General features: G+C 66.3%; 10 protein-coding genes. 4 read left to right on the forward strand and 6 right to left on the reverse strand.

Features of this window, described 5'->3' with window-relative positions; all coding sequences use genetic code 11:
- Positions 1-33: 33 nt before the first annotated feature.
- Positions 34-1,164, reverse strand: coding sequence for a cell envelope lipid trafficking protein PgfA (gene pgfA / locus WBQ44_RS20980; RefSeq protein ID WP_495568598.1), 1,131 nt, complete (start codon positions 1,162-1,164; stop codon positions 34-36).
- A 199-nt stretch (positions 1,165-1,363) separates the two neighbouring features.
- On the opposite strand from pgfA, the gene WBQ44_RS20985 reads away from it, so the two are divergent.
- Entirely contained in the window at positions 1,364-2,548 is a 1,185-nt protein-coding gene (locus tag WBQ44_RS20985) for an acyltransferase family protein (RefSeq protein ID WP_495568599.1), read from the forward strand.
- Here the strand turns inward: WBQ44_RS20985 and WBQ44_RS20990 are convergent.
- From WBQ44_RS20990 to WBQ44_RS21000, 3 genes are all read right to left on the reverse strand, one after another.
- Positions 2,516-6,814, reverse strand: coding sequence for an alpha-(1->3)-arabinofuranosyltransferase (locus WBQ44_RS20990; protein WP_495568600.1), 4,299 nt, complete (start codon positions 6,812-6,814; stop codon positions 2,516-2,518). The two genes, WBQ44_RS20985 and WBQ44_RS20990, sit on opposite strands and share 33 nt — an antisense overlap.
- Positions 6,795-6,965, reverse strand: a complete 171-nt coding sequence (locus WBQ44_RS20995; RefSeq protein ID WP_495568601.1) for a DUF2613 domain-containing protein — start codon at positions 6,963-6,965, stop codon at positions 6,795-6,797. Before WBQ44_RS20995 ends, WBQ44_RS20990 begins: the two co-directional genes overlap by 20 nt.
- A 107-nt stretch (positions 6,966-7,072) precedes the next feature.
- Positions 7,073-7,540 (reverse strand): universal stress protein, encoded by a 468-nt coding sequence (locus WBQ44_RS21000; RefSeq protein WP_495568602.1) that lies wholly within the window; start codon positions 7,538-7,540, stop codon positions 7,073-7,075.
- Between the two features lie 96 nt (positions 7,541-7,636).
- Here WBQ44_RS21000 and WBQ44_RS21005 point away from each other — a divergent pair, with 96 nt between their 5' ends.
- Positions 7,637-8,815, forward strand: coding sequence for a glycoside hydrolase family 3 N-terminal domain-containing protein (locus tag WBQ44_RS21005; RefSeq protein WP_495568603.1), 1,179 nt, complete (start codon positions 7,637-7,639; stop codon positions 8,813-8,815).
- Positions 8,816-8,896: 81 nt separating this feature from the next.
- Entirely contained in the window at positions 8,897-9,499 is a 603-nt protein-coding gene (locus tag WBQ44_RS21010) for a TetR/AcrR family transcriptional regulator (protein ID WP_495568604.1), read from the forward strand.
- A gap of 61 nt (positions 9,500-9,560) precedes the next feature.
- Here WBQ44_RS21010 and WBQ44_RS21015 read toward each other — a convergent pair whose 3' ends face one another.
- A complete protein-coding gene (locus WBQ44_RS21015) occupies positions 9,561-10,418 on the reverse strand; it encodes a MaoC/PaaZ C-terminal domain-containing protein (protein WP_495568605.1) in 858 nt (285 codons plus the stop codon).
- Positions 10,415-11,761, reverse strand: coding sequence for a 3-oxoacyl-ACP reductase (locus WBQ44_RS21020; protein WP_495568606.1), 1,347 nt, complete (start codon positions 11,759-11,761; stop codon positions 10,415-10,417). The genes WBQ44_RS21015 and WBQ44_RS21020 overlap by 4 nt, the downstream gene beginning before the upstream one ends.
- 123 nt (positions 11,762-11,884) lie before the next feature.
- On the opposite strand from WBQ44_RS21020, the gene WBQ44_RS21025 reads away from it, so the two are divergent.
- The gene (locus WBQ44_RS21025; protein WP_495568607.1) at positions 11,885-13,228 is read left to right on the forward strand and encodes an acetyl-CoA C-acetyltransferase; all 1,344 of its coding nucleotides are present in this window, start codon (positions 11,885-11,887) and stop codon (positions 13,226-13,228) included.
- Positions 13,229-13,344: the final 116 nt, after the last annotated feature.

Genomic DNA, 13,344 nt, shown 5'->3' on the forward strand with positions numbered 1-13,344 from the left:
GCGCCGTCGCTGGCTTGTAAGCAGTGGGAGCAGTTATTCCTTGCTGAGGTTCGTCCTGGGAATCACTTCGGTCTGATCCGTCGTCCAGTCACGATTACGCGGCTCGCCCGGTGCCGCGGTGCCGCCACCGTCGGTGCGACGGGGAGTGTTGTCACGCACTGGGTGGCCAGTGCCGCGATCGCCGCGCAATCCGAGGACGAAGCCGACGATCAGCAGGATGAGGCCGAGGATGCCCGCGATGATCGGAATGGTGCGTCCGAACAGCGACAGGCGATCCATGCCGTCCTTGGCCTGTTGGATCTGGTACTCGACGGTGTTCTCGTCGAAGGCCAGCGGCACGTTGAGCACGTCGACCTCGGGCTGGCCCGCGGTGCGCGAGTAGTACTGGTGGATCTGCTCGTCGCCCTTGACGATGACGCCGGTCTTCGGTTCGACCCACAGTGCGCGGGTGTTCTCGTACCAGCGCGTCATCGTGACCGGTGCCTCGCCGCCCTCGACACCCCAGGTGCTCGCGGGCAGGGTGACCTTGTTGGTCGGCAGGTTGACGACACCGGAGAGGTCGACCGGGCCGACGGTCTGCTCGTACTTGTAAACAGTGGTGCCGTTGAGCTCGGTTTCCTCGACGAACTCGACATCCTTCGACTCGCGGGCGTTGATGTCGAAGTACGGGTACGACTTCTTCTCCGCGTTGAACGGGAATTTGTACTGGAGGCCGGTGTGCGCAACTTCCTCGGCCGGCTTGTCTCCCTGCACCTGAATGGTTCCGACGGGCTGGTCGACGGGCATCGAGGTCACCCGATCCAGCGTGACGCGGTCGATGGTCGCGGAGCGGAGTCCGGTGTCGCCCTGCACGTCGGACTGGCGCAGTGTCGTACCGGCCTGGACGGTGATGACGTCGGAGTCCGACGGCTCTTCGACGGTGACGAAGCGCTGCGAGACGAAGGGAACGTTCTCCTTCACCTCGGCGCGGCCTGCGGTGAGCGACGCGGAATCGAGCACGCTACCGGTGCCGGTGGACACCGTCGTCACTTCGAGATCCAGCGGCGTCTTCTCGAGGCGCGACACCGTGTAGGTCGGGATGAGAATTGCCGCTACCAGCAGGAATGCGCCCAAGCCGATGAGTACGAGGGCTATTATCCGGCTCGGCCCTGAGCGCTCCGCCATGTGAGAATCTCCTTAGTCGTTTTCCGGCGCGCCGCGCTTCCACCCCCGACAGGTTCGGGGTGGAAAACCGCCCGTTCCTGGAGTGTCCGATTGGTATCGCCACGTCGGAGGTGACAGTAACAGCCATCACCCCCCGTGGTCGCGGGCACGCCCGAGGATCCCGCGACTTTGTAGAGCAGGATGCTTGACTGGTGGGGCCATGAACACACCCACCCGATCCTTGCCCGCCGATGTGGTGCCGCTGCGGGGTTTCATCCCGTCGCTCGAGGGGATGCGCGCATTCGCCTCGCTCGGCATCATCGTCACGCACGTCGCCTTTCAGACCGGTGCCGCCAACTCCGCGGTGATGGGCCGCATCTGGGGTCGATTCGACCTCACCGTCGCCCTGTTCTTCGCGCTGTCCGGATTTTTGCTGTGGCGGCCCCACGCGGCGCAGGCACGGGGCCTGGGGCGAGCGCAGCCGTTCCGGCAGTACTTCTGGTCCAGAGCCGTCCGCATCCTCCCGGCGTACTGGGTGGTCGTGACGCTGGTGCTGCTGTTCCTACCCAACGCGGGTGGTAGTTGGCGGGTGTGGGCTGCGAACCTGTCGCTGACGCAGGTGTTCGTGCCGTTGACGCTGACCGAGGGCATGACGCAGATGTGGAGCTTGTCGGTGGAGGTGGCGTTCTATCTGACGCTGCCCATCGCGGCGGTGTTGATGGTTCGGTTGCGCGGCGACTCGGCGCGGTACCGGATTCCGGTGTTGTTCGGCGCTGCTCTGCTTTCCCTGTCGTGGGCGTTCGTTCCGGTGTCGACGCCCGACGCGATTCACCACGACAACTGGCTGCCCGGCTACCTGGCCTGGTTCGCGGCCGGAATGATCCTGGCCGAGTATTCGACGCGTCCGCGGTCCTGGATTCACGCTCTCGCTGCCCGGCGGATGCTGACGTACGGGATCGCCGTTGCCGCGTTCGCGTTGTCTGCCACCCCCCTCGCTGGACCGCAGGGGTTGGTCAGGCCCGAGCCGTGGCAGTTCGAGGTCAAGATCGTGCTCGGCGCCGTGCTGGCTTTCGCGCTGCTGGCGCCTCTCGTGCTCGCGGACGAACCGACCCGGCGTCACAGGGTCCTCGAGCACCCGGTCATCCTGGCGCTCGGCCGGTGGTCGTACGGCATCTTCGTCTGGCACCTGGTGATTCTGGCGATGGTGTTCCCGGTGTTCGGCATCATTCCGTTCTCCGGCCACTTTCTGCTGGTTCTCGTCGTGACGACGGCTCTGTCCATCCCTGTCGCGGCCGCGAGCTACGCGCTGGTGGAGGAGCCTGCGCGGCGTTGGGGTGCGAGTGCGCTCCGCGCCGGTGTGCGTAAAAGGTCGTCAGAGCAACGTTTTTCGCACACGGGCGCGTAGCGCACCCACCGCCACCGCGACGAGCGCGACCAGTGCTGCCAGCTGGATGAGATACGAATGCCCGATGTAGCCGTCGGGTGAGCGCCACGGACCCTTCGACAGCAGAGCCATGGCCGTCAGTGCGCCCACACCGGCGACGACGACGAGTGTGCGCGCTGCGACGTCGCCCCCGAAGCGCCGCTCCAGCGCCACGGCCGCGGCTGCGACCATTCCCGTCGTCACCACTCCCGCGATCCCGGCCATGACTGCCACGGCGGCGACGAGCGCGACCCAACCCACGATCGCGTTGCGCCACGGCTCCGGTGAGTTCGCGCCGTCGGTTTGCGACCGCCGACGCGTCAGCAACGCCAACGGGATCAGCAGGAGCAACCCGCCGAAGATCCCGAGCCGGTACCACTTGTCGGAGGAGTATTCGAGAGTCACCGTCCCGGCCGTGCCCTCGGGGACGATCCAGCCCTGTTGCCAGCCGTCGACGGTGACCGGGGTGAGGGTGGATCCATCGGGAGCTGTTGCGCGCCAGCCGATGTTGTTGCTTTCCGGCACCACCAACAACTTCGCGCCCTCCGATCCGGACACTGTGATCTCCCGGTGATCGGCGTCCCAGGCCGTCGTGTCGGCGGCGCGGGGATACGAACTCACGGGGCTCTCGGCGGGAACGGGCATGGTGCGCAGTCGAATTCCGTCGACGAAGAACGCCGCCCCCGGGTCGACGACGATGTCTTGCTTGCCTTCGGGCAGCGGGATCGGGTTGAGGATGTCGTTGGGAACGGGGAACGGGCCCTCGCAGATCGTCGCCTGCAGTGGGTCGCCCGAACGGAACTGTGCCGCAGTGGCGGTCACCGATGCCCGAATCGTTTGGCCGGCGATGGACATGATCGGGCCGACGTCACACGCGACGGTGATGGCGCGGTCTTCTTCGAGCGGGGAACCGACTTCACGTCCGTTGGACAGCACGGTCACCTCGGCGAGGCCGGGGGGTTGGGGGAGAACGAAACCCAGCGAGTTCTTGTCGAGCACGTCGTCCCAGTCGACGATCGACAGGACGATTCGGTCCGTGACCTGTGGGTAGAGGTCGATCGTCGTCGACTCGTCGGGGTCGATGGTGCGCACCTGCGGGCCCGAGCCGAGATCGACCGCGACGGACGTCGGGTGAGCGGGGAGTTCGCCGACACTCGGAGTCAGCGTCAGTCCGTCCACCAGTGTCGGCTGCGGGAGTTCGACGGTCAGCGTGGGCTGCGTTCCGGCGCGTGATTCGATGCTGCTCTCCGGGGCGGTCCACGAGGTACGGGCGTCACCGTCGGTGGCTGCGAACGCGGAGCCGCGGAGGTCGCCTACGTCCGAATCACCGCTCGCGACGGGACGTTCGGTGTCGGACAGCAGCGTTTCCAGTTCCGGGCTCTGGCGGGTGCGCAGCGTCAGTTCGGGAAGTACTGCCGTGCCCACCGGCACCGCCAGGGTGCGCGAGAAGCGTCCCAGTTCCTCGGGCGCCACCGAAAGGCCACTGCTGCAGCGTGTTCGGTCCTCTGTGTCGAGGCAGCCGGATCGGCCGGGGAATTCCTGGCCCAGTTCCCACCCCTGCACGTCGGCGCCCGAGGAAACGGGAGGTAGTACGGCTCGGTGCACGATGGACACCGGCTGCGGGTTGTCCCGATTCGAGTAGTCGTCCACCGTCAGTTCGCTGATCCCGAACTGGCTTCCGCTCGTTCCGTCGACTGTCGACTTGGCCGTGATGCGCAGCCACGCGTTCGAGCCGCCGGGTAGCGACACCGTCATCGGGTCGCCGGGCTTGTCGATCCGCGCGGCCGTGCTGCCGTTCGGAGTGGTGATCTCGAGCCATTTGACCGGGTCGCCGATGGTGCCGGGGCTGGTGCGCAGGTTGAGTAGGCCTCCGTTGACCGGCTCGTCGAAATCGAGCTGAAGCCACTGTCCGACAGCATTGTCGATGCCGTTGCTCACCCAGCTCGTCGCGAGGTCGCCGTCGACGACCGCCGCCACACCACTGCCGGGTTTGGTGCCGCCGATCTGCGTCGAATCCGACGCGGAACTCGAGGCCGTGATGGTCGCGCCTTCCCATTCACCGTCGACGGTGTCGGCCCCCTGGACCGGATAGTCGGCGACCTCGTTGAGGGAGCGCCGAGGTTCGTCGGCGGAACGCAGTGCCGAACTGTGGCTGTCGACCTGCCCGAAGTCCGTCTCTCGATTCATCGGGGTGTCCGTGACGGTCACGCGGTCGACGGGAATGCCCGCCGCTGCGGCGTCGGAGGCGAGGATGACCGGCCCTTCGGGCACTGGATCGGGCGCACCGCTGCGGCGTCGTTCGTCGAGGCGCTGCACCACCTCGGGCCCGCCTTGGACGAACGGGACCCGGTCGAGGTCGACGATGTACGGCCCGGACACGGCTCCGGGCGAGCCGACGGTATAGATCTCGACCGCGGGGTAGGACGGCCGCAAGTCACCGTCGACGGTGATGCCCGGGACGGTTCCGGGCGCGATGTCCTCGCCGAATTCGACGACCTTCCGTAGCCCGGGTGAGCCGTCGAGCGCCGCGTGAACTTGGACGGGGCGAGCGGATCGTGACGTTTCCGGTTCGAGGTCGTTGCGCACGACGACGTAGTGGATGCCCTGGCCGAGGAGGGTGTCCGCGAGGCCGGCGGAGGGTCTGCCGTCGGCGATGAGTCGCTGCACCGAGTCGAGGGCGCGGATGGCACCGGGCGGCGTCAGCGGCACCGAATCGCGCACGGCCCATGGGGTCGTGGCAAGGGCTTGCAGGGGTTCGTCGCGCGTCAAGCCCCACGTCTGCAGAGCAAACGGCGCTCCGGGGACGACGAGTGCGCGCTGCGCGTCGGACCCGTCGGGCGAACTCCCCGACGCATGTTCGGTGAGCCAGTCGGCTGCCTCGTGCCAGTATTCGGGGATCGCCTCGTAGGCGCCGCGGGGGGCCAGTTTGCCGGTCCACGCAAGCGAGGTGGAGAACGTCAACGCGACGAGGACGAGCCCGGCGACGGCGACCATCTTCTCCCGTTCGGGATGCGCAATGGCCTTGCGCCAGGTAGCGGCTGGGACGGAGCCGGGCAGGGGAACTTTCGCCAACAGGTGAGCGAGGCCAAGCACCAGCGGTATTCGGACCACCGGTTCGAGTTTGTGCACGTTGCGCAGGGGGGCGCCCGCCGAGTCGAGGAACAGTCGCACGGATTCGCCGACGGGTGAGCCGAGCTCACCGACGTACCCCGCGGTGAGTCCGACGATGCCGACGAACAGCATCACCGTCAGTCGGCCACGCGCGGGCATCGACCTCATTGCGAGCCCGGCTACCCCCGCCGCGGCAACGACGCCCGTCGCGATCACCGCGGCGGGTTGCGTGACGAGCACCGCGCCCGCAACGCGCTCGGGGGATACGAACGGCGTCCAACTGCTTGTCCCGCGGAGGATTTCGGCGAGTGACGCCCACTGTGTTGTCGTGCCGGAGGATTCGATGTAGTCCAGGAAGGGCGGGCTGACCGTGCCGAGAAGCAGGAGCGGAACGATCCACCACAGCGTTCCGAGTAGCACGAACCCTGCCCACCACGCGGAGAACACAACCCAGCGGCGATTCGGACGATGACACAGAACCCAGACGACACCGACGAGACACGCGGCAGCCGTAGCGACGGCATTGACCGCACCCATCAGTGCAATGGCGAGGGCCGACTGCGCGGCCGATGTCCGTGTTCCCCACTGTCGGCCCGGCGAGTGTCGTGAGCCCGGATCGAAAGCTTTGACGATGGGGATCAGCACCCACGGCGCCAGCATCATCGGCATCGTTTCCGACGAGATCGAGGCCAGGGTTGTGACGACGCGGGGTGACAGCGCGAATGCGGTGGCTGCGATGACGCGTGAGCTGCGGCTGCCGATGCCGAGTGCTTCGGCCAATCGAACGATGCCCCAGAAGCCGGCGATCAGCAGCAGAGCCCACCAGAGGCGCTGGGTGATCCACGGGGGGACGGAAGCGATGTCACCGAGCGCGAAGAAGGCCCCGTGTGGGAAGAAGTAGCCGTAGGCCTGATTCTGAACCTGGCCGAGGGGCGCCTGCGACGTCCACTGATGTGAGGCGCGCGCCAAGAATCCGAGGGGATTCTGCGTCAGGTCGTATTTGGTATCCGCGACCGTGTAGCCGGGTACCTGCAGGAAGGAGAGAACAAACGCCAGTGCCGAGACGCCGAGCAGCCACCTACGACCGAGTGGCTCGGAAGAGATCGAAGCAGGAGCGTCAGCGGCTGCCGTACTCAACCTGGTTCAGCAGCGAAGAATCGGCGTTGCCGGAGCGGTCGATCTCGGGACGAGTGTTGTCCGACGCCGCGGCGGTCACTCCGAACACGACACCGGCGCCCAGCACCGCGCCGACTACCGCAGCAACAATTCCCGGGACAGCGAACTTCATCTCGGTTCTCCACTTTCGTCGACAGGCACTCACGAGCGACGGCCACATTCCCCCGACGCGCGGATCACGCTATCACCCGGCCACTGCATCGCCGGGTGTACGCGCCCCTATTTACCGGGCGGAACGATCAGTACGGGTCGATGGCTGTGCCGAAGCACATGGTCGGCCACCGAACTCTGCAGCAGCGACCGCAATCCAGTCGTACCCCTCGTTCCGGTGACGATGATGTCGACGTCGAGGTCGTCGGCCTTCTCCACGATGGCACTCCAGATGGCCGTCGTGCACTCCGCGCAGTGCCCCTCGACACGCAGTCCGGCGGCTTCGGCCAGGCGAACACCCTCGTCGTTGGTCACTTTGGCGTCGGTCAGCGCCACGTCTTCGGCTTGGTCGTCGGGCACCCACTCGGGTTGCATGACGCCGGACAGCCCGGACATCCTGGCTGCCTGTCGCACCATCGGTTCCCAGGCAGTGACGACGATCGCGCGGGTGGTCGTCAAGAATCGTCCGGCGTATTCGATGGCTCGTTTCGCGTTGTCGGAACCGTCGTAGGCAATGAGAATCAGATCTGCGGGCATCTCGTCAATCCCTCCTGATGTCGCTTTTGTCCCAAGGCTATCGCGCCGATGGCGTGATCGCGGGCGGTACTTGCTTCTCCGCTACCGTCGAGACCCATGACGACGTTCCGCTCGCCCTTCCGAGCCACGGCCCTGTTCCTCGGAGTCGGCTTGCTCGCCTCGTGCGGAAGTGGCTCGGACACGACTGCCGCGTCGCTGACCTCCGATGCAGCGCCGTCTTCTACTTCTTCCTCTGCAGCGCCGACGACGGAGATTCCACCCGCCCCGCCCGCCGATGCCTGCACGACGTTCGTCGCCGGAATGTCCGAGCGGCAGCGCCTCGCCCAACTCCTCACGGTCGGCGTCACGGGGACTTCCGACGCCGTCGACATCATGGCCCGGGAGCAGGTGGGCGGGATCTTCATCGGCAGTTGGACGGACTCGTCGACGCTGGCGAATCGGGAGGTGCCGCAGATCGCCGCCGCCGCGGCAGTGCCTCCGATGGTGACGATCGACGAGGAGGGTGGCCGGGTTTCTCGCGTCGAAGATCTGCTCGGTGCCGATCCGTCGGCGCGCGAGACGGCGCAGACGATGTCGGTGGAGCAGACGTACGAGATGGCACTAGAGCGCGGACGCGGGCTGAAGGATTTGGGCGTCACCGTCGACTACGCACCCGTCGTCGACGTCAGTAGTCAACCCGATGATTCGGTCATCGGCGACCGGTCCTACTCTGCCGATGCGGGCGAGGTCATCGCGTATGCGGGGGCGTACGCACAGGGTCTGCGGGACGCAGGTGTACAACCCGTCATCAAACACTTCCCGGGCCATGGCCGTGGGTCGGGCGATTCGCACACGGGCGCTGTCACCACGCCGCCGCTCGAGCAGTTGACGCAATCCGACCTGGCTCCGTTCGCGGCGCTCGCGCCGACGGGTGTGGGGGTCATGGTCGGTCACCTCGACGTGCCGGGGCTGACGGCTCCGGGTGAGCCTGCGAGTATCAGCCCCGCCGCGATGGCGCTGCTTCGGGACGGTGTGGGTTACGGCGCTGCGCCGCTCGCAGGCCCGATCTTCACCGACGATCTCAGTGGGATGGCGGCTATCACCGACCGGTTGGGCATCGTCGCGGCGGTCGAAGCAGCGTTGGTGGCCGGCGCGGACGTCGCTCTGTGGCTGACGACCGATGACGTGCCGCAGGTGCTGGACAACCTCGTCAGCGCCGTGGCGACGGGCAGGCTCTCGCCCGAACAGGTCGATCGATCGGCTGCCACTGTCGCCCGATACAAGGGCGCCTGCTAAGTTTCGGACACGTCTGCAGGAGTGACGCAGGCCTCCTTACCGTGGAGTAAGGTGATGGGTTCTACCGTGTTTGGAGGACCTATGGCTGGCGGCACCAAGCGACTGCCCCGCGCCGTTCGAGAGCAGCAGATGCTCGACGCAGCGGTGGATGTGTTCTCCGACAACGGTTTCCATAATACTTCGATGGATGCGATCGCCAAGAAGGCGGCGATCTCCAAGCCGATGCTCTATCTGTATTACGGCTCAAAGGACGAGCTGTTCGCCGCGTGTATCCACCGCGAGGGCGTCAAATTCGTCGAAGCACTCACCCCTGCCGCCGACCCGACGTTGACGCCGCGTGAGCAACTGCGACGCGCACTGCTCGGCTTCCTCGGATTCGTCGGGGATCACCGGAAATCGTGGATGGTGCTCTACCGCCAAGCCATCGGACAGACGGCGTTCGCGTCGCAGGTGCAGACGAGCCGCGATCGGTTGATCGAGCTCACCGCGGGTCTGCTGGAGATGAGCACCAAAGATCCCGATCCGGAACAGAACTTCGGGCTGATGGCGGTCGCACTGGTCGGTGCAGGCGAGGCCGTGGCCGACCGCGTCGCCGGGGGCGAGATCGAGGTCGACGCAGCGGCCGACCTACTCGAAAACCTCGCCTGGCGTGGTCTCGCGGGCAAGAAGACTGCACACACTTGAACACCCGCGTCGCCCGTTCTCGGTGGTGACGGAAACGATCACCACCGAGAACGGACGCGACTCATCGCAGTGTCGCGGTGAGGTGCGGGTAGCCCTTCTTCGGGTTCTTCAGCGACAGGTCCCATCCTGATCCGACCGACCCGGCGTACAGGTTGACCGTGGCGGGCAGAAAGATCGGCTTGCCGAACCGCACGCTGTAGGTGACTCGCTCGGGAATGCGGCCCTCGACTATCTGCAGTGCGGCTGCTGCACTCCACATTCCGTGCGCGATGGTCTTGGGGAACCCGAAGGCCTTCGCGCCCAGTGTCGAGACGTGGATGGGGTTGCGATCCCCGGAGATCGCCGCGTACTTGCCGATGGTTTTCTGATCCACCCGCAGCGTGCGCGTCGGGGGCGGCGGAACCTCGTCGGCGGGCGGTGCTTCTCGCGGTCCGCCCGACAGTGACGTCTTCTGCAGGCTGAGGAAGCTCGAGGTCTGCTTCCACACGAGCTCGCGCCCGACGCTGACTTCGCTGATCAGGTCGACCAGCAATCCCTTGCGGTGTTCGCGCAGGTTCTCCGCGTGTACGCGGATGTCCAGCGGCTCGGAGACCGAGATGGGCCGCAGTGCTTCGATGACGTTCTCGGCGTGTACCGACCCGATGGCGGCGAACGGAAATGCCTTGGACACCATCAGTTTCATGACGGTCGGGAACACCAGCGTGAACGGGTACGTGACGGGTAGGGTGTCGCCGAAGCGCAGCCCGGTTGCCCGGCAGTAGCCGGCGAGGTTGTCGTTGTCGACCTTCACACCGCGCAGTTCGAACACGGTGTCCGGCACCGACCGCGACTTGGAGCCGAGGAACGGCAACGCTCCGAGTGCCGCCGAGGTGTAGATGTCGGAGGTCTTCGGCTGCTCCGTGAGCTGGACGACGCTCATGCGCCGAGGAGGCTCTGGCCGCAGACGCGAACGATCTGCCCGGTCACGGCGTTCGATGCGGGGCTCGCGAAGTACGACACCAATTCGGCGACGTCGACGGTCTGGCCGCCCTGCAGCAGCGAACTCATGCGTCGACCGGCCTCGCGGGTGGCGAACGGAATGGCTGCCGTCATCGCGGTTTCGATGAATCCGGGTGCGACGGCGTTGATCGTGATGCCCTTCTCGGCCAGTACGGGTGCCGATGCGTGCACGAGGCCGATGACGCCTGCCTTGGACGTGCCGTAGTTCGTCTGGCCGCGGTTGCCTGCGATACCCGCGATGGACGAGACGTCGACGACGCGTCCACCTTCCTTCAGGGCGCCGGTCTTCACCAGATGGTCGGTGATGCGCTGCGGGGCAAGCAGATTGACGCCCATCACGGAGTTCCACCGGCTCTCGTCCATGTTGGCGAGCGTCTTGTCACGCGTGATGCCGGCGTTGTGGACGATGATGTCGGCGCCGCCGTGACGTTCGAGCAGGTGCTTCGAGAGGGTTTCCGCTGCGTCCTCGGCGGTGACGTCGAGAGCCAGGGAGGTGCCACCGATCTTGTTGGCGACTTCGGACAGCGCGTCGCCGGCGGACGGGATGTCGGCTGCGACAACGGTTGCGCCGTCGCGTGCGAGGACTTCGGCGATGGTGGCGCCGATGCCGCGTGCAGCACCGGTGACGACGGCGACCTTGCCTGCGAGAGGCTTGTCCCACGAAGCGGGGGCCTGCGAGTCTGCGTCGCCTACCGCGATGACCTGGCCGTCGACGAAGGCAGACTTGGCCGACAGCAGGAAGCGCAGTGTCGATTCGAGACCGGAAATTGCCGGCGACGCTTTCGGTGAGACATAGACGAGCTGTGCCGTCGCGCCGCGTTTGACCTCTTTGCCGACGCTCCGGGTGAAGCCTTCGAGCGCGCGCTGGGCGACGTGCTCGTCGACGCCGGCCGTTTCCTCGGGCGTGGTGCCGATGACGACGACGCGTGCCGACGGAGCCAGGTTGCGGATGACGGGCTGGAAGAACTGGAAGAGCTGCTCGAGCTCGGAGACGTTGCCGATGCCCGTCGCGTCGAATACCAGGGCGCCGTACTTCTCGTCGTGCGGCTGAGCCTGCGGGTAATCGGAGAGCAGTTCGCGGAGGGGCTCGACGAGTCGGCCGTTGCCGCCGATGAGGACGGGGCCCGCCAGCGGCGGCTCGCCCTGCTTGTATCGGCGCAGCTTTTCGGGCTGCGGCAGACCCGCTTGCTTCGCGATGAAGGCTCCGGGCGCGGACGCCAGGAACGTCGAATAGAGGTCTGGGGCTCCCTTGGTGGCTGCCACTGTCCTACCTTTCACTTGGCGCCTTCGGCGCCGTGTGTGAAAAGTGCCGTCCAAACCGCACTTTTCGCACACGGGTGCGAAGCGCACGACCGGGTGTCGACAACCAACTTACTCGCCAGTAAGATGAAACTCCACCAGGGCCATTTCAGCGATGTTTGGAGACGAAAAGTGACAAGCAAGCAGCTACGACCGGTCGCAATCGTCGGTGGCAACCGCATCCCGTTCGCCCGCTCGGACAAGAAGTACGCGCAGGCGTCCAACCAGGATATGCTCACCGCCACCATCGACGGGCTCGTCAGCCGGTTCGGTCTGCAGGGCGAGCGCCTCGGCCTCGTTGTCGCAGGCGCGGTGCTCAAGCACAGCCGCGACTTCAACCTCACTCGCGAAACCGTGCTCGGCAGCGCACTGAGCCCCTACACCCCTGCGTACGACATTCAGCAGGCGTGCGGGACGGGGCTGCAGTCCATCATCGCGGTCGGCGACGCCATCGCCTCGGGCCGCATCGATGCCGGAATCGGCGGCGGCGTCGACACCACGTCGGACGCGCCCATCGGTGTCAACGACGATCTGCGCGAGTTCCTGTTGTCGCTCAATCGCGCCAAGACCACCACGGACCGCATCAAGCTGCTGGCCAACGTCCGGCCATCCATGCTCGGCATCGAGATTCCCCGCAACGGCGAGCCACGCACAGGCCTGTCGATGGGTGACCATGCCGCCATCACGGCCAAGGAATTCGGCATCAGCCGCGAGGACCAGGACGCCCTGGCCGCGGCGAGCCACAAGAACATGTCCGCCGCCTACGACCGTGGATTCTTCGACGATCTGGTCACTCCGTTCCTCGGGCTGACGCGCGACGACAACCTGCGCACCGGTTCCATCGAGGAGAAGTTGGCCACGCTGAAGCCGGCCTTCGGCAAGAAGCTCGGCGACGCCACCATGACGGCGGGCAACTCGACGCCTCTCACGGACGGTGCGTCGGCGGCTCTGCTCTCCACCGACGAGTGGGCGTCGGAGCGCAACCTCCCGGTACTGGCTCACCTGGTCGACTCCGAGACGGCAGCGGTCGATTACGTCCACGGCAACGCCTCGTACAAGGACGGCCTGCTCATGGCGCCGACCTACGCCATCCCGCGGTTGCTTGCGCGCAATGGTCTGACGCTGCAGGATTTCGACTACTACGAGATCCACGAGGCGTTCGCTTCGGTTGTTCTGGCCACGCTGCAGGCATTCGAGAGCGACGAGTACTGCAAGGAGCGCCTCGGTTTGGACGCCGCGCTGGGGTCGATCGATCGCAGCAAGCTCAACGTCAACGGTTCTTCGCTCGCGGCCGGGCATCCGTTCGCCGCGACCGGTGGACGGATCGTCGCAACGTTGGCAAAGATGCTCGCGGAGAAGGGTTCGGGCCGCGGCCTGATCTCCATCTGCGCGGCAGGCGGCCAGGGCGTCACGGCAATCATCGAGCGCTAGTCGCGTCGCACACTTCGAGCGCTCGCGAGGCGCTCGACCCAGGGGGCAGACGATCGCAGGAGTGGAGCCTGCGCAACGGCCCGGTCGGCGGATTCGTCAAACGAGGGGTTTACGGA

This window comes from Rhodococcus sp. (in: high G+C Gram-positive bacteria) (assembly GCF_049591685.1).
GTDB lineage: Bacteria > Actinomycetota > Actinomycetes > Mycobacteriales > Mycobacteriaceae > Rhodococcoides.